The organism is Streptomyces rubradiris, assembly GCF_016860525.1.
Lineage (GTDB): Bacteria > Actinomycetota > Actinomycetes > Streptomycetales > Streptomycetaceae > Streptomyces > Streptomyces rubradiris.
The window spans coordinates 5,636,592-5,656,648 of record NZ_BNEA01000015.1; the positions used below are offsets into that span (position 1 = coordinate 5,636,592).

The 20,057-nt window shown below is 71.9% G+C and carries 23 protein-coding genes; 15 read left to right on the plus strand and 8 right to left on the minus strand.

The annotated features are described in order from the left end of the window. Positions 1-75 precede the first annotated feature (75 nt). The 3 genes from Srubr_RS38305 to Srubr_RS38315 all read left to right on the plus strand — a co-directional run bounded on the left by Srubr_RS38305 (position 76) and on the right by Srubr_RS38315 (position 1,702). Positions 76-300, plus strand: a complete 225-nt coding sequence (locus Srubr_RS38305) for a DUF2277 domain-containing protein (RefSeq protein WP_189996760.1) — start codon at positions 76-78, stop codon at positions 298-300. Between the two features lie 176 nt (positions 301-476). Continuing rightward, positions 477-938 (plus strand): DoxX family protein, encoded by a 462-nt coding sequence (locus Srubr_RS38310; protein WP_189996759.1) that lies wholly within the window; start codon positions 477-479, stop codon positions 936-938. A 149-nt stretch (positions 939-1,087) separates the two neighbouring features. Beyond that, positions 1,088-1,702: a DedA family protein gene (locus tag Srubr_RS38315; RefSeq protein ID WP_229926748.1), complete on the plus strand. Its 615-nt coding sequence runs from the start codon at positions 1,088-1,090 to the stop codon at positions 1,700-1,702. Between the two features lie 111 nt (positions 1,703-1,813). On the opposite strand, the gene Srubr_RS38320 is transcribed toward Srubr_RS38315, so the two are convergent. Beyond that, positions 1,814-2,458 (minus strand): HNH endonuclease family protein, encoded by a 645-nt coding sequence (locus Srubr_RS38320; RefSeq protein WP_189996757.1) that lies wholly within the window; start codon positions 2,456-2,458, stop codon positions 1,814-1,816. 379 nt (positions 2,459-2,837) lie between these two features. Between Srubr_RS38320 and Srubr_RS38325 the strand changes: the two genes are divergently transcribed. Both Srubr_RS38325 and Srubr_RS38330 read left to right on the plus strand, forming a co-directional pair. Then, positions 2,838-3,419: a TMEM165/GDT1 family protein gene (locus Srubr_RS38325; RefSeq protein WP_189996756.1), complete on the plus strand. Its 582-nt coding sequence runs from the start codon at positions 2,838-2,840 to the stop codon at positions 3,417-3,419. A gap of 182 nt (positions 3,420-3,601) precedes the next feature. Continuing rightward, positions 3,602-4,270, plus strand: a complete 669-nt coding sequence (locus Srubr_RS38330; RefSeq protein WP_189996755.1) for an HAD family hydrolase — start codon at positions 3,602-3,604, stop codon at positions 4,268-4,270. A 91-nt stretch (positions 4,271-4,361) separates the two neighbouring features. Here the strand turns inward: Srubr_RS38330 and Srubr_RS38335 are convergent, their stop codons facing one another. Further along, positions 4,362-5,258, minus strand: a complete 897-nt coding sequence (locus tag Srubr_RS38335) for a peptidoglycan-binding domain-containing protein (protein WP_229926747.1) — start codon at positions 5,256-5,258, stop codon at positions 4,362-4,364. A gap of 241 nt (positions 5,259-5,499) precedes the next feature. Here Srubr_RS38335 and Srubr_RS38340 point away from each other — a divergent pair, with 241 nt between their 5' ends. Then, positions 5,500-7,542: an MDR family MFS transporter gene (locus tag Srubr_RS38340; protein WP_189996754.1), complete on the plus strand. Its 2,043-nt coding sequence runs from the start codon at positions 5,500-5,502 to the stop codon at positions 7,540-7,542. Here the strand turns inward: Srubr_RS38340 and Srubr_RS38345 are convergent. Next, a complete protein-coding gene (locus Srubr_RS38345) occupies positions 7,535-8,077 on the minus strand; it encodes a GNAT family N-acetyltransferase (RefSeq protein WP_189996753.1) in 543 nt (180 codons plus the stop codon). The genes Srubr_RS38340 and Srubr_RS38345 overlap by 8 nt on opposite strands. Before the next feature lie 100 nt (positions 8,078-8,177). Between Srubr_RS38345 and Srubr_RS38350 the strand changes: the two genes are divergently transcribed. Both Srubr_RS38350 and Srubr_RS41185 read left to right on the plus strand, forming a co-directional pair. Next, positions 8,178-8,834, plus strand: coding sequence for a hypothetical protein (locus Srubr_RS38350; protein ID WP_189996752.1), 657 nt, complete (start codon positions 8,178-8,180; stop codon positions 8,832-8,834). A gap of 5 nt (positions 8,835-8,839) precedes the next feature. Beyond that, the gene (locus Srubr_RS41185) at positions 8,840-10,117 is read left to right on the plus strand and encodes a hypothetical protein (protein WP_229926746.1); all 1,278 of its coding nucleotides are present in this window, start codon (positions 8,840-8,842) and stop codon (positions 10,115-10,117) included. Here the strand turns inward: Srubr_RS41185 and Srubr_RS38360 are convergent. Next, positions 10,103-10,543 carry a DnaJ family domain-containing protein gene (locus tag Srubr_RS38360; protein ID WP_189996751.1) on the minus strand — a complete coding sequence of 147 codons (441 nt, stop codon included), beginning with the start codon at positions 10,541-10,543 and terminating at the stop codon, positions 10,103-10,105. The two genes, Srubr_RS41185 and Srubr_RS38360, sit on opposite strands and share 15 nt — an antisense overlap. Before the next feature lie 120 nt (positions 10,544-10,663). On the opposite strand from Srubr_RS38360, the gene Srubr_RS38365 reads away from it, so the two are divergent. Then, complete coding sequence (locus tag Srubr_RS38365; protein WP_189996750.1) at positions 10,664-11,062, plus strand: FHA domain-containing protein; 399 nt, start codon at positions 10,664-10,666, stop codon at positions 11,060-11,062. 82 nt (positions 11,063-11,144) lie between these two features. On the opposite strand, the gene Srubr_RS38370 is transcribed toward Srubr_RS38365, so the two are convergent. Further along, entirely contained in the window at positions 11,145-11,816 is a 672-nt protein-coding gene (locus tag Srubr_RS38370) for an O-methyltransferase (RefSeq protein ID WP_189996749.1), read from the minus strand. Between the two features lie 167 nt (positions 11,817-11,983). Next, positions 11,984-13,354, minus strand: a complete 1,371-nt coding sequence (proP, locus tag Srubr_RS38375) for a glycine betaine/L-proline transporter ProP (RefSeq protein ID WP_189996748.1) — start codon at positions 13,352-13,354, stop codon at positions 11,984-11,986. A gap of 402 nt (positions 13,355-13,756) precedes the next feature. On the opposite strand from proP, the gene Srubr_RS38380 reads away from it, so the two are divergent. The 4 genes from Srubr_RS38380 to Srubr_RS38395 all read left to right on the plus strand — a co-directional run bounded on the left by Srubr_RS38380 (position 13,757) and on the right by Srubr_RS38395 (position 17,164). After that, on the plus strand, positions 13,757-15,799 hold the full coding sequence (locus Srubr_RS38380) for a bifunctional glycosyltransferase 87/phosphatase PAP2 family protein (RefSeq protein ID WP_189996747.1): 2,043 nt from the start codon (positions 13,757-13,759) through the stop codon (positions 15,797-15,799). 84 nt (positions 15,800-15,883) lie between these two features. Then, positions 15,884-16,384 carry an RICIN domain-containing protein gene (locus Srubr_RS38385; protein ID WP_189996746.1) on the plus strand — a complete coding sequence of 167 codons (501 nt, stop codon included), beginning with the start codon at positions 15,884-15,886 and terminating at the stop codon, positions 16,382-16,384. Between the two features lie 122 nt (positions 16,385-16,506). After that, positions 16,507-16,827 (plus strand): hypothetical protein, encoded by a 321-nt coding sequence (locus Srubr_RS38390; protein WP_189996745.1) that lies wholly within the window; start codon positions 16,507-16,509, stop codon positions 16,825-16,827. A gap of 16 nt (positions 16,828-16,843) precedes the next feature. Further along, positions 16,844-17,164, plus strand: a complete 321-nt coding sequence (locus tag Srubr_RS38395) for a hypothetical protein (protein ID WP_189996744.1) — start codon at positions 16,844-16,846, stop codon at positions 17,162-17,164. On the opposite strand, the gene Srubr_RS38400 is transcribed toward Srubr_RS38395, so the two are convergent. After that, entirely contained in the window at positions 17,128-17,571 is a 444-nt protein-coding gene (locus Srubr_RS38400; protein ID WP_189996743.1) for an ATP-binding protein, read from the minus strand. The two genes, Srubr_RS38395 and Srubr_RS38400, sit on opposite strands and share 37 nt — an antisense overlap. Positions 17,572-17,699: 128 nt before the next feature. On the opposite strand from Srubr_RS38400, the gene Srubr_RS38405 reads away from it, so the two are divergent. Beyond that, positions 17,700-18,527 carry a helix-turn-helix domain-containing protein gene (locus Srubr_RS38405; protein WP_189996742.1) on the plus strand — a complete coding sequence of 276 codons (828 nt, stop codon included), beginning with the start codon at positions 17,700-17,702 and terminating at the stop codon, positions 18,525-18,527. Next, complete coding sequence (locus Srubr_RS38410; RefSeq protein WP_189996741.1) at positions 18,508-18,771, plus strand: DUF397 domain-containing protein; 264 nt, start codon at positions 18,508-18,510, stop codon at positions 18,769-18,771. Before Srubr_RS38405 ends, Srubr_RS38410 begins: the two co-directional genes overlap by 20 nt. On the opposite strand, the gene Srubr_RS38415 is transcribed toward Srubr_RS38410, so the two are convergent. Continuing rightward, a complete protein-coding gene (locus Srubr_RS38415) occupies positions 18,755-19,924 on the minus strand; it encodes a steroid 3-ketoacyl-CoA thiolase (protein ID WP_189996740.1) in 1,170 nt (389 codons plus the stop codon). The genes Srubr_RS38410 and Srubr_RS38415 overlap by 17 nt on opposite strands. Positions 19,925-20,057: the final 133 nt, after the last annotated feature.

Consider the following 20,057-nt stretch of genomic DNA (forward strand, 5'->3'; position numbering starts at 1 on the left):
GGTCGGCCCCGGGAGTCGGTGGCCGCCTTCGCGGTGATCATCGCAGGGCGCGGCGCGCGGCGCGAGACTGAGGGTATGTGCCGGAGCATCAAGACGCTGCGCCCGCCCGTGCTGCCAGGTGAGGCCACGGACGACGACATCCGCGCGGCCGCGTTGCAGTACGTCCGAAAGGTTTCGGGTTTCAGGACCCCGGCCGCCCACAACCGCGAGGCCTTCGACGCGGCGGTGGACGCCGTGGCCCGCGCCACGGCGGAACTCCTGGGCGCGCTGGAGGTGCGGGGGCGTGCGGGTCCCAAGTGATCACGGGCGGTGACGGTGTGACTGGAGGGACTGGTGGGGCGTGAAAGGGTTGGCTAGATGTTGAACTTGCAAGCACTGATTAGGTGCACCTAACCTTGGCTTGATTCGGTTCCCCTCCCCTTAGCCGGCCTCGTCCCCGGCCGGCCCGACAGACACCGAAGAGGAGTCATCCCCACATGTCCGCTCGTCTCGATTCCGCTCAGCCCTATGTCCTGGGGCTCTTCCGCATCGTCATCGGCCTGCTCTTCGCCGTGCACGGTGCCGCTTCCCTGTTCGGCGTCCTCGGCGGCGCCGCCGGCACCGGCGGCACCGTCGCGGCCGGCACCTGGCCCGGCTGGTACGCGGCGGTGATCCAGCTCGTCGCCGGCGGCCTGGTCCTGCTCGGCCTCGGCACCCGCGGGGCCGCGCTGATCGCCTCCGGCTCCATGGCCTACGCCTACTTCGACGTCCACCAGCGGCTCGCGCTGTGGCCGATACAGAACGGCGGCGAGCTGTCGGCGATGTTCTGCTGGTCGTTCCTGCTGCTGGTCTTCACCGGCTCCGGCGCCTTCGGCCTGGACCGCCTCCTTTCCCGGCGCCCGGCGCGGGACGCGGCCGAGGAGGCCGAGGCGGCCGAGCAGGCCCCGGTGGCGGTCTGACGCCGGACAGCGCACGGGCGGCCGGCGCACCTCGGGTGACCGGCCGCCCGTGAACGTCGCATGATCGGTTCACGAACCCCCCGCGAATCTCCTGTCACACCCGCCGCGTACGCTGTACAGCTGTCAACGGGGGAATGTCAGGAGTCGTCGTGTGGGAAAGCGTGGGGTCGCTCGCGGCCGGGCCATGGATCTACGCCGTGGTGGCCGTCTCGGTCCTGCTTGATGTGTTCCTGCCGGTGCTGCCCAGCGGAGTGCTGGTCATCACGGCGGGTACGGCAGCGGCGGCGGGCACCGGCGCGGCGGCGGGCCAGGTCGCGCACGAGGTGCCGGACATCCTGGCCCTGATCCTGTCCGCCGCGACGGCCTCGGTCCTCGGCGACCTGGTGGCCTACCGCCTCGCCTGGCGCGGCGGCGAGCGGCTGGACCGGGCGATAGCCCGCTCCCGCAGGCTCACCTCCGCGCAGGAACGTCTCGGTGACGCCCTCGCCCGCGGCGGCGGCGCGCTGGTCGTCCTGGCCCGCTTCGCCCCCGCCGGCCGCTCGGTCGTCTCCTTCTGCGCCGGCGCCGCCCACCGCCGCGCCCGCGACTTCCTGCCCTGGTCCGCCCTTGCGGGCCTGTCCTGGGCCGCCTACAGCGTGGCCCTCGGCTACTACGGCGCCCAGTGGCTGGGCGCCACCTGGCTCGCCACGGGGGTGTCGGTGGCCGCGCTGTTCGGCGCGGGCGCGGCGGCGGGGTTCCTGATGAGGCGCAGGCCCGCTTCCTGAGACGGCCCCGCACGGGCGCCCCGAAGGGGCGCGGGGAACTGCGCGACCGGCCACGACGAGGGCCGCGGCCGCAGTGCACCCGCAACCCCTACGGCGCGTAGGCGGACGAACTCAGCAGCTCGCCAGGTAGTTCGTCAGCGCGCTCTTCTCGGCCGAGTCCACCGACAGGCCGTAGTAGTACTTCACCTGCACCCACGCCCGCACGTACGTGCACACGTACGCCGACCGCGACGGCATCCACGTGGCCGGGTCCTGGTCGCCCTTGGCCTGGTTGACGTTGTCGGTCACGGCGATGAGCTGCGGCCGGGTGAGGTCGTTGGCGAACGCCTGCCGCTGGGCGGTCGTCCACTTGCTCGCGCCGGAGTCCCAGGCCTCGGCCAGCGGGACGAGGTGGTCGATGTCGAGGTCGGACGCTGCGGTCCAGGTCGCGCCGTCGTACGGCGAGTACCAGCTGCCGCTGGTCGAGGCGCAGGAGGAGTCGGTGACGACGTTCTCGCCGTCCCGCTTCAGGACCGTCTCGCGGGTGTTGCAGGTGCCGCTGACGGTGATCCAGTGCGGGAACAGGTCGCGGCTGTAGCCGGTGCGGTTCTCCGTGGCCACGGTGAGCTGGGCGAGGTATCCCCGGGCGGTGGCGGCGCTGACCGGCGTGGGCAGGGCGGCGGAGGCGCTCGGCGAGTTGAACAGGGCGACGGTGGCGATCAGGCCGGTGAGGGCGGCCAGGATGCTCGTCCGTCGACGCGCGTAGAACGTGGGCATGCGTGAACTCCCTTTGGAGTTTGGGGTGTTGGAGCGCGAGCGAGGGAATGCTCGCGATGAGGGGTTGCCGGCGGATGAGCGTTTGATTAGAAGTTAGTGACGTGATCATGTCAGGACAAGGTTGACGGCAAAACCTTCACATCCCGTACGATGGGAGGCGCAGAAGGGGAGTAGCTCTTCGCCGGACCGTCGACATACTGCTCAGCGAGCCTGAGCCGGCGCCCGGAGGCGGCTTCCGGCAGGAGCCGCCAGCGAGACCTTCGGCAAGCAGTGCACGCCCGTGCCCCACCGGCACGGGCGAGAAGTGTGCTGCCGTGCCGAGGTGTCATCGCGTGACGTACCGCACTCTCGGTGGGGCAGCCCGACCGATTGAGGACCTTTGATCAGCATCACCGTGACGGCGCTCGTCTTCGGCGTCGTCTTCCTCGCCGAACTGCCGGACAAGACCGCGCTCGCCGGTCTCGTGCTCGGCACCCGTTACCGCGCCTCGTACGTCTTCGCGGGCGTCGCCGCCGCCTTCCTGCTGCACGTCGTGCTCGCCGTCGCGGCCGGCAGCGTGCTCACCCTGCTGCCGCAGCAGATCGTGCACGCCCTCACCGGCGTGCTCTTCCTCGGCGGGGCCGCGATGCTCATGCTGAAGAAGGACGACGGCGAGGAGGAGGTCAAGAAGCCCGCCGACCAGTCCTTCTGGAAGGTCGCGGGCACCGGCTTCATGCTCATCCTGGTCGCCGAGTTCGGCGATCTCACCCAGATCATGACCGCCAACCTCGCCGCCCGCTACGACGACCCGGTCTCCGTCGGTCTCGGCGCGGTGCTCGGTCTGTGGGCCGTCGCCGGGCTCGGCATCGTCGGCGGAAAGGCCCTGATGAGGCGGGTGCCGCTGCGGCTGATCACGCAGATCGCGGCCGTGCTGATGCTGGCGCTCGGCGCCTGGAGCCTGTGGGAAGCGGTGGCCGGCTGAGCGGTCGGGCGGGCGAACGGGCGATGAATCCTCGCCGGGGACGGTGGCGGAAACGCGCAACCGTTTTGTACCGTGGAGGAACAAAGTGGCTCCCGCCCGTTTTCCCTGACCGGCGGGCGGGGCCGCCTTGTCCCTCCCGCCGTCTTTCCCGACCCGGGTCCTCCTCCCTTCTGGAGCTGCCGATGCCGGCCACCGCCACGCCCACCGTCCTCACCTGCCGTGCCCTCCTGCTCGACATGGACGGCACCCTCGTCAACTCGGACGCCGTGGTCGACCGCGTCTGGCGCCGCTGGGCCGGACGGCACGGGCTGGACGGCGACGAGGTGATGAAGGTCATCCACGGCCGGCAGGGGCACGCCTCCATGGCCCTGCTGCTGCCCGACCGGCCGATGGAGGAGAACTTCGCGGAGAACGAGCGGATGCTCGCCGAGGAGACCGCCGACACCGAGGGCGTGGTCGAGGTGCCCGGCGCCGGGGCGTTCCTCGCGTCGCTGGCGGGGCTGCCGCACGCGCTGGTGACCTCCGCCGACCTCGGGCTGGCGACCGCGCGCATGACCGCGGCCGGGCTGGCGCTGCCGGAGGTCCGGGTCACCGCGGAGTCGGTCGGCGCGAGCAAGCCCGACCCGGAGGGGTTCCTGAAGGGCGCGGCCGAGCTGGGGATCGATCCGGCCGACTGCGTCGTGTTCGAGGACTCCGGTGCGGGGATCGCGGCGGGGCGCTCCGCGGGGATGCGGGTCGTGGGGGTCGGGCCGCGGGCGGTCGTCCATGAGCCGGATGTGGCTGTGCCGGACCTTACGTGTGTGCGGGTGGAGGCGGGGGCCGACGGGACGCTCCGGCTGCTGATCGGCTGACGGTCTGCGGGCGCGGTGCGCTCGGTCTTCGGGTGCGGGTGCGGGTGCGTTGTGGCTGGTCGCGCAGTTCCCCGCGCCCCTTTGGGGCGCTTCAGGCTTCCCTCGTTTCCTTCTCCAGGCTTCTCCGGGTTGCCGGGCCGTATTCGCCCAAGGGGTCCTCCTTGATGCCCCGGGCCAGTTGGTAGTTGCGTACGGCGTCTTCGACGGGGCGGGTGTAGGTGCCGTCGATGCGGTCGCCGTAGAGGTTCAGCCGGCGTAGGCGCTGCTGGAGTTCCGTCACCTCCGGGCCGGTGTCGCCGCGCCGTAGTACCAGGGGTGCCGTCGGCGTGGCGGGCGGGGTGGAGGTGGCCGTCGGCGACGGGGCCGCGGACGGGGTACGGGACGGCGTCGGCGTCGGCGTCGGTGACGGGGACGCGGTGGTCGGCGTCGGGCTCGGGGTCGCCGGGGTCGGTGAGGTCGGCGGGGGAGTGGGCGGGGCCGCCGGAGGTGCCGGTGCCGGGGTCGTCGCGGGAGTCTTCGTAGGGGCGGCCGGGATGCTCTGTCTGATTTCCTGGGCCGCTCGGTCGTGGGTCGGGGTGCGGTAGGAGGTCAGGGCGAAGGCGGTCGCCGCCAGCAGGGCCACACCGAGGCCGCCGCCCGCCAGCAGCAGCGTGCGGCGGGAACGGGGGCCGGGGTCGGCGGGCTGCTCGGGGGCGGGCGGTACCGGCCGGGGGGCCGGGGCCGACGGGGGCGGAGGGTCGGGGAAGTCGGTGTGCGGGGGCGGGACGGCCGTCGTCGCCGGGGTCGTCGTCGTGACGTACGGGCGTATCCGCAGCGGGTCGAAGTCCTCCGCCGATGCCGCCTCGGCCGTGCGGGTCTCGCGCAGTGCCTCGGCCGCGCGCTCGGTGCAGTCGCACGCCGGCGTGTTGTCCGGCCCCCTCGGTGTCCCGCACTCCGGGCAGGTGCTGCCCCGCTCTCCCGTCACGCCGAGTCCCCCCTCACCGGTCACGCTGCATCCCCCTCACCCGTCACGCCGTATCCCCTTCACCCGTCACGCGGTATCCCCCTCACCGGTCACGCTGTGCCCCCGTCACCCGTCACACTGTGCGCCCTCACCCGTCACGCTGTGCCCCCTCCCCTCGGGAACTTCCGAGGTTATGCGGACGACCGCGGTTTCCGCAGGTCTCGACAGGCCATAACCGGACACACAGATCACGATGGAAGGTGCATCCGAGCCCCGGGAGGTTGCCATGGCCCTGGACACGCACGGCACGGCCGAGCGCACCCACGGCGGCGAGCACGTACCCGGCAGCGTGCTCGTCCCGATCGGCGCGCTGCTGCTCGGCCTGCTGCTCGCCGCCCTGGACCAGACGATCGTCTCGACCGCGCTGCCGACCATCGTGAGCGACCTGGGCGGCCTGGAACACCTCTCCTGGGTCGTCACCGCCTATCTGCTGGCGTCCACCGCCGCGACCCCGCTGTGGGGCAAGCTCGGTGACCAGTACGGCCGCAAGCGGCTGTTCCAGACGGCCATCGTGATCTTCTTGATCGGTTCCGCGCTGTGCGGGACGGCCCAGGACATGCCCCAGCTCATCGCCTTCCGGGCGCTCCAGGGCCTGGGCGGCGGCGGGCTGATGGTGCTGTCCATGGCGATCGTCGGCGATCTGGTGCCGCCGCGCGAACGCGGGCGCTACCAGGGCCTGTTCGGGGCCGTGTTCGGCGCCACCAGCGTGCTCGGGCCGCTGCTCGGCGGGCTGTTCACCGAGCACCTCAGCTGGCGCTGGGTGTTCTACGTCAACCTGCCCGTCGGCGTCGTCGCGCTCGCCGTGATCGCCGTGGCGCTGCGCCTCCCGCGGCGCGCCGCCCGCCACGTCATCGACTATCTCGGCACCTTCCTGATCGCCGCCGTCGCCACCTGCCTGGTGCTGGTCGCCTCGCTCGGCGGCACGACCTGGGCCTGGGGCTCGGCGCGGATCATCGGGCTCGCCGTGCTGGGCGTCGTCCTCGCCGCGGCGTTCGTGGCCGTGGAGCGACGGGCCGCCGAACCCGTGCTGCCGCTGAAGCTGTTCCGGGTGCGCACCTTCACCCTGGCGTCCGTCATCAGCTTCGTCGTCGGCTTCGCCATGTTCGGCGCGATGACCTATCTGCCGACGTTCCTCCAGGTCGTGCACGGCGTCACCCCGACCATGTCCGGCGTGCACATGCTGCCCATGGTCTTCGGCCTGCTGCTGTCGTCCACCGTCTCCGGGCAGATCGTCAGCCGCACCGGCCGCTGGAAGGTGTTCCCGGTCGCCGGCACCGCCGTCACCACGCTGGGCCTGCTGCTTTTGGCCCGGCTGGACGAGCACGGCGGGACCGCCGTGATGAGCACCTACTTCTTCGTCTTCGGCCTCGGACTCGGCCTGGTCATGCAGGTGCTGATCCTGATCGTGCAGAACGCCGTCCCCTACGAGGACCTGGGCGTCGCCACCTCCGGCGCCACCTTCTTCCGCTCCATCGGCGCCTCCTTCGGCGTGGCGATCTTCGGCACGGTCTTCGCGAGCCGCCTCGGCGACAAGCTCGCCGACGCCTTCCGGGGCGTACGGCTGCCGCCCGGGGCCGACGCCGACGCGCTGAAGTCGGACCCGCGGGGCATCGCCGCCCTGCCGCCCGTGCCGCGCCAGGCCGCGCTGCACGCCTACGCGTCCGCCATCACCGACGTCTTCCTCTACGCCGCCCCCGTCGCCCTCCTCGGCTTCCTGCTGGCCTGGTTCCTCAAGGAGGACCGGCTGCGCGCCTCGGTCACCGCGCCGGACGTCTCCGAGACGATCCCGCCCAACCCGGTGGAGCGTTCCTCCTACGACGAGTGCTGCCGGGCCCTGTCCGTGCTGGGCTCCCGCGAGGGCCGCCGCGAGGTCTACCGGAAGATCATCGACCGGGCCGGGTACGACCTGCTGCCCGCCGCGGGCTGGCTGCTGCTGCGCGTCCGCCGCTACGGCTCCGTGGAACCGGCGCTGCTGGCCGAGCGCAGCGCGGTCCCGCTCCAGGCGGTCATGGCCGCCGCCCGCCAGGTGGAGGAGCGGCGGCTCGCCGAGCGCCGGGGACTGGACCTGGTGCTGACCGACACCGGCCGCGAGGTCGCCGAACGGCTCGCCGCGGCCCGCGAACAGTCGCTGGCCGAGCTGCTCGGCGACTGGTGGGGGCCCGGCCGCCCCGAGGACCTGACCCGGCTGGTCCACGACCTCACCGGCGAACTGTGCGGCGCCGAACGCGAACGCCCGCACAACGGGAGCACGGTGGCGAAGGTCAGCTGAGCGGGTCCGCCGACTCCGGTACCGGGACCGGGTCCGACCCCAGCTCCTTGCGGAACCAGTGCTCGGCGTAGGGGTCGGTGTTGTGCGGGGCGGTCTCGGTGTAGCCGAGGCGGGCGTACAGGGCGCGGGCCTCGACCAGGTCGCCGCGGGTGTCCAGGACGATCCGCCGGGCGCCCAGCAGGCGGGCGCGCACCTCGGCGGCGGACACGAGCAGCGCGGCCCCGTTCCGGCCGCGCCGCTCGGGCAGCACGAACACCCGGGTCAGCTCGGCGGTGTCCGCGTCCAGCAGCCGTACGCCCGCCGTACCCGCGGGGGTGCCGTCGTACCGCCCGACCAGCAGGCACCCGGTCGGCGGGGCGAGTTCCGCGCCGCTGCCCGCCGCGATCTCCCGTTCCAGCTCGGCGGGGTCGGTGCGGCGGCCCTCGTGCAGCAGGTACCAGCGGTCGCTGACCTCCGTGTAGTACGCCCGCCAGAGTGCGGCGGCGGCCGGGGAGTCGTACGGCTCGGCGGTGATCGTCCACGTCATGGGCGTCATTGTGGGGTGCGGGCCGTCGTTTGTGGACCGGGTTCCGGGTCACCCGGGGGGTGAACCGGCCGGCGGAGCCGGTCCGATCGGAAGGGGCCGGAAGGCAACCATGTCCACTTGGCTGATCATTCTGTTGATCGTGATCGCCGCGGTCGTGGTCCTCGGCGCGGCCGGGCTCGTCGCCCGGCGGGGCCGTGGCCGGCGCGGCGGGACGAGCCTGAAGCGGCGCTTCGGGCCGGAGTACGAGCGGGCCGTCGCCCTGCACGACGGGGACACCAAGGCGGCCGAACGGGAACTGGGCGAACGCCTCGAACGCCACGGGGACCTGCGGGAACGGCCGCTGGACGGGGCCGAGCGGCAGCGGTACGCGGACCTCTGGACGGCCGTGCAGGAACGCTTCGTGGACTCTCCGAAGGAGGCGGTGGCCGAGGCCGACCGGCTGCTCGCGCAGCTCGCCGGGGCGCGCGGCTACCCCGACGGCGGGCGGTACGAGGAGCAGGTCGACGCGCTGTCCGTGCACCACGCCGACCATGTCGACGGCTACCGGCGGCTGCACCGGGCGGCCCGCGAGGGCGGCGGTACCGAGGAACTGCGCTCGGCGCTGCTCGGCGGGCGCGCCCTCTTCGACGACCTGACCAGTGCCGAGCCCGGCCGGCACCGGGCCCCGGCGGGTACGGGCCGCGCCACGGCGTCCCACGGCAGCCGCTCCCACGCCCGCTCCCACACACCGTGGGCCCTGCACCGGAGCCGACCGAAGGAGAGCTGAGCGCCATGCGGGACAGCATGAGCGGCCGCGGCCCCGGCGAGGACCGCCACCGCACCGAACGCCTCTCCCGGGCCCCGGGCGAGGAATGGACACCGGAACAGGACTCCCCGGACACCGACGAATGGAGCCCGGGCGACGCCACCCCCGCCCACCGCACCCCGAGAAGGCCCCGCCCCGAGGAACGCCTCCCGGGCGAACCGGGCCGGGCGGAGGCCCCGAGCGGGGGTACGACGGGCTGGATCTCGGGCGCGGGCGAGGGCACGGGCACGGGCACGCCGGGCGCGGAAGCCGGATCGACGGGTTCGGCACGCGACCGGACCCCGGACACGGAAGCCGGAACGACGGGTTCGGCACGCGGCCGGACCCCGGACACGGAAGCCGACGGTGTCGGACCGGTAGCTGACCGGGCCCCGGACGCGTCCGGTATCGGACCGGCAGGCGGGCGGCTTCCCGGTTCCGTCGGTCCCGGTCGCGAGGGTCTGACCGGCGACGACCGCACGCCCGAGGACACCCCGGCGCCACCCCCGGGACCGGCCGGCGCCGGCGTCGGGCAGTGGCGCGGTGCGGAGGAGACCGGGCAGTGGCGCGGTACTGAGCAGGCCGGGCACGGACGGGGTACTGAGCAGGCCGGGCACGGACAGGGTACGGAGCGGGCCGGGACGTCGCACGGAACGGAGGGACTGCGGCCCGGTACCGAGGAGTTGGGCGACGGGTTCGGGGCCAGTCACCGGGCGGAGCGGGACGCGATCTCGGAGGAGCACCGGATGCCCGACAACGGTCTGGGCGCGCCGGCGCCCGGTGAGGCATCCCGGCGCGAGGCGATGACGACCGACACACCGGGCCGCGACACCTGGCCGACGGCACCGGGCGCACCGACCCGCGACGCGCCCCGCTCGGACACCGCCCCCGCCACCGGCCCCGTGGGCACGGAACCGGTCACTCCGGTCACCCCGGTCGCCGCTCCCGCCACCGCACAGCCCGCCCCCTCCGGCCATGGCTCCCCCCTGATCGCGCGGGAGGAAGTCGAGGAGTGGCAGCGGCGGATGCGGGAGGTGGTCGGGGGGTTCGTGGACCAGCCGAAGGGGGCCGTGGAGCGGGCCGACCGGACCCTGGAGGAGATCGCCGCCCGGTTTAGCGAGGCGGTGACGCGGCGCCGCCGTACCCTGCGGATGTCCTGGGAGGGCGCCGAGGAACGCGGAACCGGTGCCGACACCGACACCGAGCAACTGCGGCTCGCCCTGCGGGACTACCGGGAACTCGCGGAACGGCTACTGCACAGCTGAGCCCGTCGCGTCCGTGCCACCGGCGGCAGCCCTGCGCTGCCGCCATTCCCGTACGACCTCCTCGACGTCGTACGGCTTCTTCCCCAGCGGCGGGCCGGGCGGCGGCTTGAACATCATGTCGCGGATCTTGACGTTGACGTCCTCGATGATCTTGCGGGCGATCCGCTCGGAGGGCGCCGCGTACGCCGCCGCGAGCGCGTCCTCCGCCTCCTTGCGCAGGGCCAGCGCGGGCGGCAGGTAGGCCAGGCCCTCGCGAGCCATCTTCCGCTTGACCCACCACAGTTCGTCGTACGTGGAGTCGACCTCCGTCGGCAGCGGCGCCCCCGCCCCCGGCAGCGCCTCGAACTCCCCGCGCCCCTGCGCTTCACGGATCTGTTTGTCCACCCAGGAGTCGAACGGAACGCCCGGTGGCTTTCGCTCGGTCATGGGTCCATTGTGCCGGACGCCACCGTGCCGGGAGCTTTATCATGCGGCGACGGTACGGCGGCCCGCCCGCCGCAACCCACCGCCGTGCAACGGCGTTTCAGACGTTCAGGGGGAGCGCTCGTGCTCGAACTCACCATGGTCGCCGTCCCGGGGGCGGGCGCGGACGCGGGTGCCACGGCCGGCATGACGCTGGCCGAGCTGCCCAGCGAGCCGGGCTCCGCGTTGCGGGTCGGCCGGGACGCGGGGGTGTGCCGGCTGGTCACCCCGGAGGACTGGCTGTTCGTCTCCCGCGTGCACCTGGAGTTCCGCTGCGGCCCGGACGGCACCTGGCAGCTGACCTGGCTGCGCGGCTCCCGGCCCGATCCGGCCTCCGAGGTGCGGCTCACCTACGGCCCGCACGCCCAGGCCGTCGGCTACGGCGCGACCGTGCCGCTGCCGCGCGGCGGGGCGGGCGAGATCGTCGTCCAGGAACGCTCCGGGCGGCGCAGCGTCAACGTGGGGTTCTTCCACGAGGTGTGAACCGGCGGCGCCGCGCGAACAGGTGTGAGCAGCCGATCGCACACGGCAGCTGTGAACCCGGTCAACAGGCCGGCCGTGAGACTCAGTCCTGCACCCGCGCCAGCGCGAAGCCGTCGTAGCCCTTGAGGCCGACCGTCTGGATGGCCGTGCCGGACAGCCGGGGGTGGGAGGCGAACAGGTCGAGCGCGGCGCGGATGCCGACCACGTCCGGCTCGGTGCTGCGCGCATCGGCCACCCGGCCCCCGCGCACCACGTTGTCCAGGACGATCAGGCTGCCCGCCCGGGTGAGCTTGAGCGCCCACTCCACGTAGTGCCGGTAGTTCTCCTTGTCCGCGTCGATGAACACGAGGTCGAAGGGGGCCGGGTTCTCGTCGGCGAGCTTGGGCAGCGACTCCAGGGCCGGGCCCACCCGCACCTCCACGATCCGCTCCAGCCCGGCCCGGGAGATGTTGCGGACGGCCACGTCGGCGTACTTGGCGTGGTACTCCAGCGTGACCAGTCTGCCGTCCTCCGGCAGGGCGCGGCCCAGCCAGATCGTGCTGTATCCGCCGAGCGTGCCGATCTCCAGCACGTTCCGGGCGCCCTGCGTGAGGGCGAGGAGCTGGAGGAGTTTGCCTTGCGCTGCCGTGACCGCGATCGGGGGCAGCCTGGCGGTCTCGCTGTCCCGCAGGGCCGCCCGCAGCGCCTCGTCGTCCGGTGAGAGATGGCTGGTGAAGTAGTCGTCGACGTCGACCCAGAGCTGCGACCCGCTCATAGCGCCTGCTGCCTTTCCCGAGTGTCTTCCGGAGGCTGTTCACGCTTGCACGGCCGATGATCCCAGCAGACGACCGGGAACGGAAGAGTTGCCTCGCCCCCGGACACGGCGAAGGCCCGCGGCCGGACGAATCCGGCCGCGGGCCCCAACCGCACGCGAGAGAGTGCTCAGCTGCCCTCGATCGACGGTGCCGAGCCCGGCAGCGGGCGGCCCGCCGACTCCGACATGCGCCAGACGGCGAAGCCGCCCACGACGGCGGCGGCCATCATGTAGTACGCGGGCATCATCATGTTCCCGGTGGCCCCGATCAGCGCGGTGACGACGAGCGGGGTCGTACCGCCGAACAGGGACACGGAGACGTTGAAGCCGATGGACAGGGAGCCGTAGCGCACCCGGGTCGGGAACAGCGCGGGCAGCGCGGCCGGCATGGCGGCGGTGAAGCACACCAGCAGCAGGCCCAGCGCGGCCATGCCGAGGCCGACCGCGAGCAGGCTGCCCTGGCGGATCAGCAGCAGCGCCGGGACGGACAGCAGCAGGAAGCCCGCGCAGCCCGCCGCGATCACCGGGCGGCGGCCGATCCGGTCGGTGAGCGCGCCGGCGAACGGCTGGACGATCATCATCAGGGCCATCACGCCGAGCACGACCAGCAGGCCGTGGGTCTCGTCGTACTTCAGCTCACTGGTGAGGTAGCTGGGCATGTACGACAGCAGCATGTAGTCGGTGACGTTGAAGACCAGCACCAGGCCCATGCAGATCAGCAGCGCCTTCCACTGGCCCGCGACCATGTCCCGCAGCGGCACCTTCGGCCGGGCCTCGGCCTTCTCCAGCTGCGCGGCGAAGGCGGGGGTCTCCTCCAGCCGCATCCGCAGGTACAGGCCGATGATGCCCATCGGGCCCGCGATCAGGAACGGGATGCGCCAGCCCCAGGAGAGCAGGTCCTCGGAGGACAGCAGGGCGGTCATCAGGGTGACCAGGCCCGCGCCGCCGATGTAGCCGGCGAGCGTGCCGAACTCCAGCCAGCTGCCGAAGAAGCCGCGCTTCTTGTCGGGGGCGTACTCGGCGATGAAGGTGGACGCGCCCGCGTACTCGCCGCCGGTGGAGAAGCCCTGCACCAGCCGGGCGGCCAGCAGCAGGATCGGCGCGCCGACGCCGATCATCGCGTAGGACGGGATCAGGCCGATGGCGAACGTGCCCACCGCCATCATGATCATCGTCAGGGCGAGGACCCTCTGGCGGCCGATGCGGTCGCCCAGCGGCCCGAAGACCATGCCGCCCAGCGGGCGGACCAGGAAGGCCGCCGCGAAGGCACCGAAGGTGGACAGCAGCTGCGCGGTGGGGTTGCCGGACGGGAAGAAGACCTTGCCCAGGGTGACCGCGATGTAGCTGTAGACACCGAAGTCGAACCATTCCATGGCGTTGCCGAGCGCTGCCGCCTTGACGGCGCGCCTCACCAGGGCGGGATCGGTGACGGTGACATTGCGGGCCTTGGCGGCCCGGCGGGTCGTCGGACGCGGGGTGACGGCAGTGGCGGTCGCCAAAACGGGGCTCGCCTACCTTTCGACGGGGACAGGGTCGGGCCCGCCGACGGCAACGGTGACGTGCGTGGGCCGAAAATCGACCATAGGCGGCTTCTGCGTCTTACGTGCTGTATGCGACTAGGTGCATACTGCAGCGAAACCGCGGGTACGCAGGTACGTCTGCCCCCTCACCCGAGGTCATTCCTCCTGGTCAGTGTGATCCTTATCGCGCCCCCGGGCTGCAACCGGAGCCCACCGGAGCCTCCCGGGGTCGAACGCATCCGGACATAAGCGGCCACGTCGGGTTAACAGGGGGTTGCCTGCGTTCCTCCTCAAGGTGTCTGCGAGCCTCATAGGGCACGCGGACAGGAATCCGGCGCATCGGGCGTCCGGGACGAAGGGGCGGGAGGCCGACGAGTCGTGATGAGCGTGAGGCACGGCGGACGACCCACGGGGGGCTTCGACGGGCCGGAGGCCGGCGCGCGGCTGAGAGCCACCCGGCTCGCCCTGTGGGCCGTGGCCCTGATCCTCGCCGCCCGCCAGATGGCCGTCGTCCTCACCACCCCGGGCAACGAGCGCCTCACCGACCTGGAGACCTGGATCGGCCCCGAGGGCGTCCTGCACGTCAAGGGCTCGATCTACGACTCCACGGAGTTCACCGGCACCCCCTTCGGCGGCCTGGTCCTGCGTCCCCTGACCCGCTGGGCGGAGGCCGCCCTCGGCTGGAGCTGGACGTTCGGTTCCCTGCTGCTGGTCGTCGCCCTCGGCGTGGTCGCCGCCCGCGCGCTGCCCGGACCGGTCGGCCGCCGTACCTCGCTGCTGGCCGCGCCGGTCGCCGTCAGCCTGCTGATGGTCTCCCTGCCGGTCCGCAACGACCTGTGGCTCGGCCAGACCAGCATCACCCCGGTCCTGCTCGTCCTGCTCGGCTGCTTCACCGTACGCGGACAGCGCGCGAGCGGACTGTGCATCGGCGTGGCCGCCGCGCTCCAGCCCACCGTGCTGCTCTTCGTCCCCCTGCTGTGGTTCACCGACCGCCGCCGGGCCGCGGGCGCCGCCGCCGGGACCTTCGCCGTGTGCACCGCGCTCGCCTGGGCCGCGCTGCCCCACGACTCGTACGCCTACTGGGTGCACCACCTGGCCGGGGCCGGGCTCGGCGGGCAGGCCGACGCCCTCGCCAACCAGTCCCTGCACGGCGCCCTGCTCCGCCTCGGCCTCACCGGCCACCTGGAGACGGCCCTCTACCTCGTGCTCGGCGCCGCCGTCGCCGTCCTCGCGCTGCGCCGCGCGGTCCGCTACGCCCGCGACGGCCAGCTCCTGCTCGCGGTCGCCGTCACCGGCTGCGCCGCCATCGCCGTGTCGCCCACCACCTGGCAGCACCAGCTGCTGTGGCTGCTGCTCGCGATCGTCGGCCGGGCCGGGCGGCGGGCTTCGGACCGCTACGTCTGGCCGGTGGCCGTCGTCCTCCTCACCACGCTCCCGGCGTCGATGATGCTGCCGGAGATGTCCGTGCTGTACCCGCTGCGGGACAACCTGGTGCTGCTTGCGGCGCTGGCCGCCGCCACGGCGGTCCCCTTCCTGCCGCGCACCTCGCCGTACTATCGCGACCCGGTACCCGCCGAGTACGCGCCGCAGCCCCCCGCCCGCTGGAGCCGCGTCCCCCTCCTGCCCTTCCTCCGCCGCGTCCTGTCCCGCCCCAACCTCCTGCTGGAACTGCTGCTGCTCCGCGTCACCTACGCCGCCTACCAGCAGGTACGCCTGGCGGCGACCGGCGGCACGATCTCCGGCGGCCGGGCCCGCGCCGAGCACCACGGCGAGCTGGTCCTCGGCCTCGAACGCTTCCTGCACATCGACATCGAGCACGCGGTCAACCACGCCACCGCGAAGATCGACTGGCTGCGGGAGTTCTTCGTCTTCTACTACGAGTCGTTCCACTTCGTCGTCCCGCTGACCATCCTGGGCGTCCTGTACTGGCGCCGCCCGGCCGACTACCGCTGGGCCCGCGCCTCCCTCGGCTTCGCCACCCTGCTCGCCCTCGCCGGCTTCTGGCTCTTCCCGCTGGCGCCGCCGCGCCTGATGCCGACCCTCGGCATCATCGACACGGTCCATGGCGTCCAGGACTTCGCCAAGCCGGACTACGGCACCCTGACCGCGCTGACCAACCAGTACGCGGCGATGCCGTCGCTGCACTTCGGCTGGTCGCTGTGGTGCGGCGTGGTGATCGCGGTCGTCGCGCCCCGCTGGTGGATGAAGGCCCTCGGCCTCCTGCACCCCTTCCTCACGGTCTCCACGATCATCGCGACCGGCAACCACTGGGTCCTGGACGCGGTGGGCGGCGCGGCGGTGGTGGGCGCGGGCTTCGGGCTGTCCTACGTCTTCCAGGGGCCCCGGGCCGCCCCGGCGCCCGCGGTCTCCCCGGCGCCGGTTCCAGGGCTCCACCCGGCTCTGGGGCGTACCGACTTCAGGTGACGGCGGGGCGAGGCGACGCCTCCTCCGGGCCGCTCGCGGGCAAGGCTCATCCCGCTGTAGCGGACGGGAGTGAAGGAGTCATCCGTGAACAAGACCAGGACGCGCGCGGTCGTCGCTCTGCTGGGCGCCGGGCTGCTGGCCTCCGGCGCCCTGACGGGGCAGGCGGCGGCACAGTCGGGGCTGGTGCTGGAGAACGTCGCCAACCCCGGGTACGTCCTCGACAACGACGCCGGCCGGGGAGAGGACTCGAGTGTCCTGGTCTACGACCGGCACGGCGGGCCGAACCAGGTGTGGGAGGTGGCCCCCGAGGGCGGCAACACCGTCCAGATCATGCAACGGATCGGCGGGCGGGAACTGTGTGCCTCCGCCGTGTTCAACGGCATCGCCGAAGTGTCCATGCAGAGCTGCGGCAACAACGGGTCGGTGACGCGGTGGACCCAGGTCGCCGTGGGCGGCAACCGCTGGGTCTACCGGAACCACGCCCAGGGCAAATGCCTCGCGGCGACCCGGCTGAACGGTCCGGCCGAGCTGGTCGATTGCGCGTACGGGGACCAGGACCAGCAGTGGATCAAACGCGCCGGATGAGTGAAATCTCATTACCTGAACTATCACTTGTTCAGGTGAGAGTTCGGGTGTGTCCCCTTTAATTCCCTCGATCGGTGGGATTTCCCCTTTCGAGGGCTGGAACGGAAAGGGGACACCCACTCATGCTCCGCATCGCACATGTGGCCAGACTCGCCCTGACGGCCGGTATCGCGGCCGTCCTGGCCGTCGGCCTGACCTCCAGCGCGGAGGCCGCCACCGGGAACATCCGGTACTTCAGCGCGTCCGGCCAGGAGGCCCGGATCGACAATCCGCCGGACAACGTCTGCATCAACCTTCGCTTCCGCGCGCAGCTGCTCGCCAACAACACGAACAAGACGGTGAGCTACTTCTTCGGTGCGAACTGCACCAACTTCACCGACAATCTGCCCCCCGGCCGCGCGGTGGCCTACAACAACCCCCTGTCCGTGCGCGTCATCGGCTGAGAAAGGCGGTCCCTCCATGTTCCGCATCGCACGTCCGGCCAGGCTCGCCCTGGCGGCCGGCACCGCGGCCGTTCTGGCCGTCGGCCTGACCTCCAGCGCGGAGGCGGCCACCGGGAACATCCGGTACTTCCGCTCCACCGGAGAGGAAGCCCGGATCGACAACCCGCCGGACAACGTCTGCATCAATCTTCGTTTCCGCGCGCGGCTGCTCGCCAACAACACGAACCGGTCGGTGGCCTACTACTACAACGCGAACTGCTCCAACCTCAGGGGCGTCCTGGCCCCCAACCGGACAGTGTCCTACGCGAACCCGCTGTCCGTGCGCGTCCTCGTCTGAGCCGGTTCCGCAACCGGCCCTTCAGTGCAGCGGGCCGACGCGGCGGGGCAGCCGTGGCACTCGAACCACACCGTCTTCCCGCCGGCGCCCGCTGCCACCCCCCACTTGTCCACCACGGCGTCCAGCAGGGCCAGGCCCCGGCCGCCCTCGGACTCCTCGTCCACCTCGGTCTCCATCCGGGGCAGCGCGGCGAAGCCGTCGCTCACCTCGGCCCGGACCCCCGCCGCCTGCCGGGCCACGACCACCCGGCAGCGGCGGTCGGGCACATGCCGTACGACGTTGGTGACCAGCTCGCTCACGCCCAGCTCCACGGCGAACGTCAGCGGCTCCAGCTCCCACTCGCGCAGCAGCGAGCGGACGATCCGGCGGATGTGGCGCACCGAGTGCTCGCCGACCGTGATTTCCATGCGGTACTGGGGAATGTGGGGAAAATTCAGGTTCACGGTACGAGACTGACCTGTTCTCACTACGCTCGGCTACAGGAAGAACACAACGAGTCCCCACGTGGACTCTGTTGCGTGAGAGGGGTCCCACCGTGGCCAACATCAGCACCCTCGACGCGGGCGCGTCTCCGCTCCACTACTACGGCTTCGAGCTACGGCGGTATCGGGAGGCGGCGGGCCTCACACAGCGCCAGCTCGGGGAAATCATCAACTACACCGGCTCGCTCATCGGTCAGATCGAGACAGCGAGGAAAGTGCCCACGCTGGAGTTCAGTCAGCGGGTGGACGCGGCGTTGGGGACGGGGGGTGCGCTTACGCGGCTGGTTCAGCTGGTGCTGCGCAGTCAGCTTCCGCCGTGGTTTCAGGAGGCGGCGGAGTTGGAGGCGCGGGCGGTGGAGATCTGCGCCTTTCAAACCCACGTCGTCCACGGTCTGCTTCAGACTCCGGCCTACGTGCGGGCGGTGCTCGGAGTGCTGAACCAGGACAAGCTCGGGGACCGGACCACCGCTCGACTCGCCCGACAGCGCGTCTTCGAGAAGGAGAACCCGCCGGTCTTCTGGATGATCCTCAGCGAGGCCGCGCTGCATCAGGAGATCGGTGGCCACGAGGTCATGCGTGAGCAACTGGCCCACCTGTTGACGTTCGAGGACGACCCGAGGGTCAACGTGCAGATCCTGCCGTACTCGGCGGGGGAACACCCGGGCCTGCAAGGCTCGTTCACTGTCTTCCAGTTCGCCGCTGATCCAGCCATCGTCTATACGGAGGGCTACAGCAGCGGGCATCCGACCGCAAACCCGGAGACCGTCAGGGACTGCTCGCTCCGTTACGATCACCTCCAGGCCGCCGCGCTCTCGATCAAGAAGTCGGCGGAGTTGATCCGAGGCGTCATGGAGGACCGCTATGGAGAGCAAGTGGCGTAAGTCGAGCTACAGCGGCGACCAGGGCGGTGAGTGCGTCGAGTGCGCCCCCCTCGGTGACCTGACCTGGCAGAAGTCCTCGTACAGCAGTGACCAGGGCGGCCAGTGCCTGGAGGTCGCCGAACCCCCCTGCGCCACCACCGTCGCCATCCGTGACTCGAAGAACCCGGCGGGACCGGTGCTGAACGTCGGCCCCGCCGCCTTCGGCGACTTCGTTACCTGGGCGTCGGCTACAGCCGCTGGATGATCGTCCCGGCCGCCAGGCCGCCGCCCGCGCACATGGTGACGAGGGCGAACTCCTTGTCCGCGCGCTCCAGTTCGTGCAGAGCCGTGGTGATGAGGCGGGCGCCGGTCGCGCCGACCGGGTGGCCGAGGGCGATCGCACCGCCGTTGACGTTGACCTTGTCGAGGTTCTGGTCGAAGACCTGGGCCCAGCTCAGGACGACGGAGGCGAACGCCTCGTTGATCTCCACGAGGTCGATGTCGTTGAGGGTCATGCCCGCCTTGCCGAGGACGGCGCGGGTGGCGTCGATGGGGCCGTCCAGGTGGAAGTGGGGGTCGGCGCCGACCAGGGCCTGGGCGACGATCCGGGCCCTCGGCTTCAGTTTCAGCGCGCGGGCCATCCGCTTGGAGGCCCACATGATGGCCGCCGCGCCGTCGGAGATCTGGGACGAGTTCCCGGCGGTGTGGACGGCCGTCGGCATGACCGGCTTCAGACCGGCCAGCGCCTCCGGGGTGGTGTCCCGCAGGCCCTCGTCCTTGTCGACCAGGCGCCACATGCCCTGACCGGCGTCCTGCTCCTCCTCCGTGGTGGGCACCTGAACGGCGAAGGTCTCCCGCTTGAAGCGTTCCTCGGCCCAGGCGTGCGCGGCGCGCTGCTGGGAGAGCAGGCCGAGCGCGTCGACGTCCTCGCGCGTCAGGCCCCGGTGGCGGGCGATGCGCTCGGCGGCCTCGAACTGGTTGGGCAGGTCGACGTTCCACTCGTCGGGGAAGGGTTTCCCGGGGCCGTGCTTGGAGCCGGAGCCCAGCGGGACCCGGGACATGGACTCGACACCGCAGCTGATACCGACGTCGATCACGCCCGCCGCGACCATGTTGGCCACCATGTGGGACGCCTGCTGCGAGGAGCCGCACTGACAGTCGACCGTGCTCGCCGCCGTCTCGTAGGGCAGGCCCATGGTCAGCCAGGCCGTGCGCGCGGGGTTCATGGACTGCTCGCCGGCGTGGGTCACCGTACCGCCGACGATCTGCTCCACCGCGTCGGCGGGGATGCCGGTGCGGCCGAGGAGTTCACGGTAGGTCTCGCCCAGCAGATAGGCCGGGTGCAGATTGGCGAGCGCGCCGCCGCGCTTGCCGATGGGGGTGCGGACGGCTTCGACGATCACGGGTTCGGCGGCCATGGCTGCGGGTCCTCTCCGAGAGGGCTCTCCTCCAGAACTAGTACGTGTTCTAGTTCTCCTCGGCAGTCTGCTGACGTGATGTGCGTCACCGCAAGGGTCTTGCGGGTGCGGAAGGCGTGATCCGCATGGTTTC

Excerpts from the sequence above, each read along its gene's own strand:
- Srubr_RS38305 (WP_189996760.1), top strand. The coding sequence starts at position 76 with ATGTGCCGGAGCATCAAGACGCTGCGCCCGCCCGTGCTGCCAGGTGAG.
- Srubr_RS38310 (WP_189996759.1), top strand. The coding sequence starts at position 477 with ATGTCCGCTCGTCTCGATTCCGCTCAGCCCTATGTCCTGGGGCTCTTC.
- Srubr_RS38320 (WP_189996757.1), bottom strand. The coding sequence starts at position 2,458 with ATGCCCACGTTCTACGCGCGTCGACGGACGAGCATCCTGGCCGCCCTC.
- Srubr_RS38330 (WP_189996755.1), top strand. The coding sequence starts at position 3,602 with ATGCCGGCCACCGCCACGCCCACCGTCCTCACCTGCCGTGCCCTCCTG.
- Srubr_RS38340 (WP_189996754.1), top strand. The coding sequence starts at position 5,500 with ATGGCCCTGGACACGCACGGCACGGCCGAGCGCACCCACGGCGGCGAG.
- Srubr_RS38345 (WP_189996753.1), bottom strand. The coding sequence starts at position 8,077 with ATGACGCCCATGACGTGGACGATCACCGCCGAGCCGTACGACTCCCCG.
- Srubr_RS38350 (WP_189996752.1), top strand. The coding sequence starts at position 8,178 with ATGTCCACTTGGCTGATCATTCTGTTGATCGTGATCGCCGCGGTCGTG.
- Srubr_RS41185 (WP_229926746.1), top strand. The coding sequence starts at position 8,840 with ATGCGGGACAGCATGAGCGGCCGCGGCCCCGGCGAGGACCGCCACCGC.
- Srubr_RS38360 (WP_189996751.1), bottom strand. The coding sequence starts at position 10,543 with ATGACCGAGCGAAAGCCACCGGGCGTTCCGTTCGACTCCTGGGTGGAC.
- Srubr_RS38370 (WP_189996749.1), bottom strand. The coding sequence starts at position 11,816 with ATGAGCGGGTCGCAGCTCTGGGTCGACGTCGACGACTACTTCACCAGC.
- Srubr_RS38380 (WP_189996747.1), top strand. The coding sequence starts at position 13,757 with ATGAGCGTGAGGCACGGCGGACGACCCACGGGGGGCTTCGACGGGCCG.
- Srubr_RS38390 (WP_189996745.1), top strand. The coding sequence starts at position 16,507 with ATGCTCCGCATCGCACATGTGGCCAGACTCGCCCTGACGGCCGGTATC.
- Srubr_RS38395 (WP_189996744.1), top strand. The coding sequence starts at position 16,844 with ATGTTCCGCATCGCACGTCCGGCCAGGCTCGCCCTGGCGGCCGGCACC.
- Srubr_RS38400 (WP_189996743.1), bottom strand. The coding sequence starts at position 17,571 with ATGGAAATCACGGTCGGCGAGCACTCGGTGCGCCACATCCGCCGGATC.
- Srubr_RS38410 (WP_189996741.1), top strand. The coding sequence starts at position 18,508 with ATGGAGAGCAAGTGGCGTAAGTCGAGCTACAGCGGCGACCAGGGCGGT.
- Srubr_RS38415 (WP_189996740.1), bottom strand. The coding sequence starts at position 19,924 with ATGGCCGCCGAACCCGTGATCGTCGAAGCCGTCCGCACCCCCATCGGC.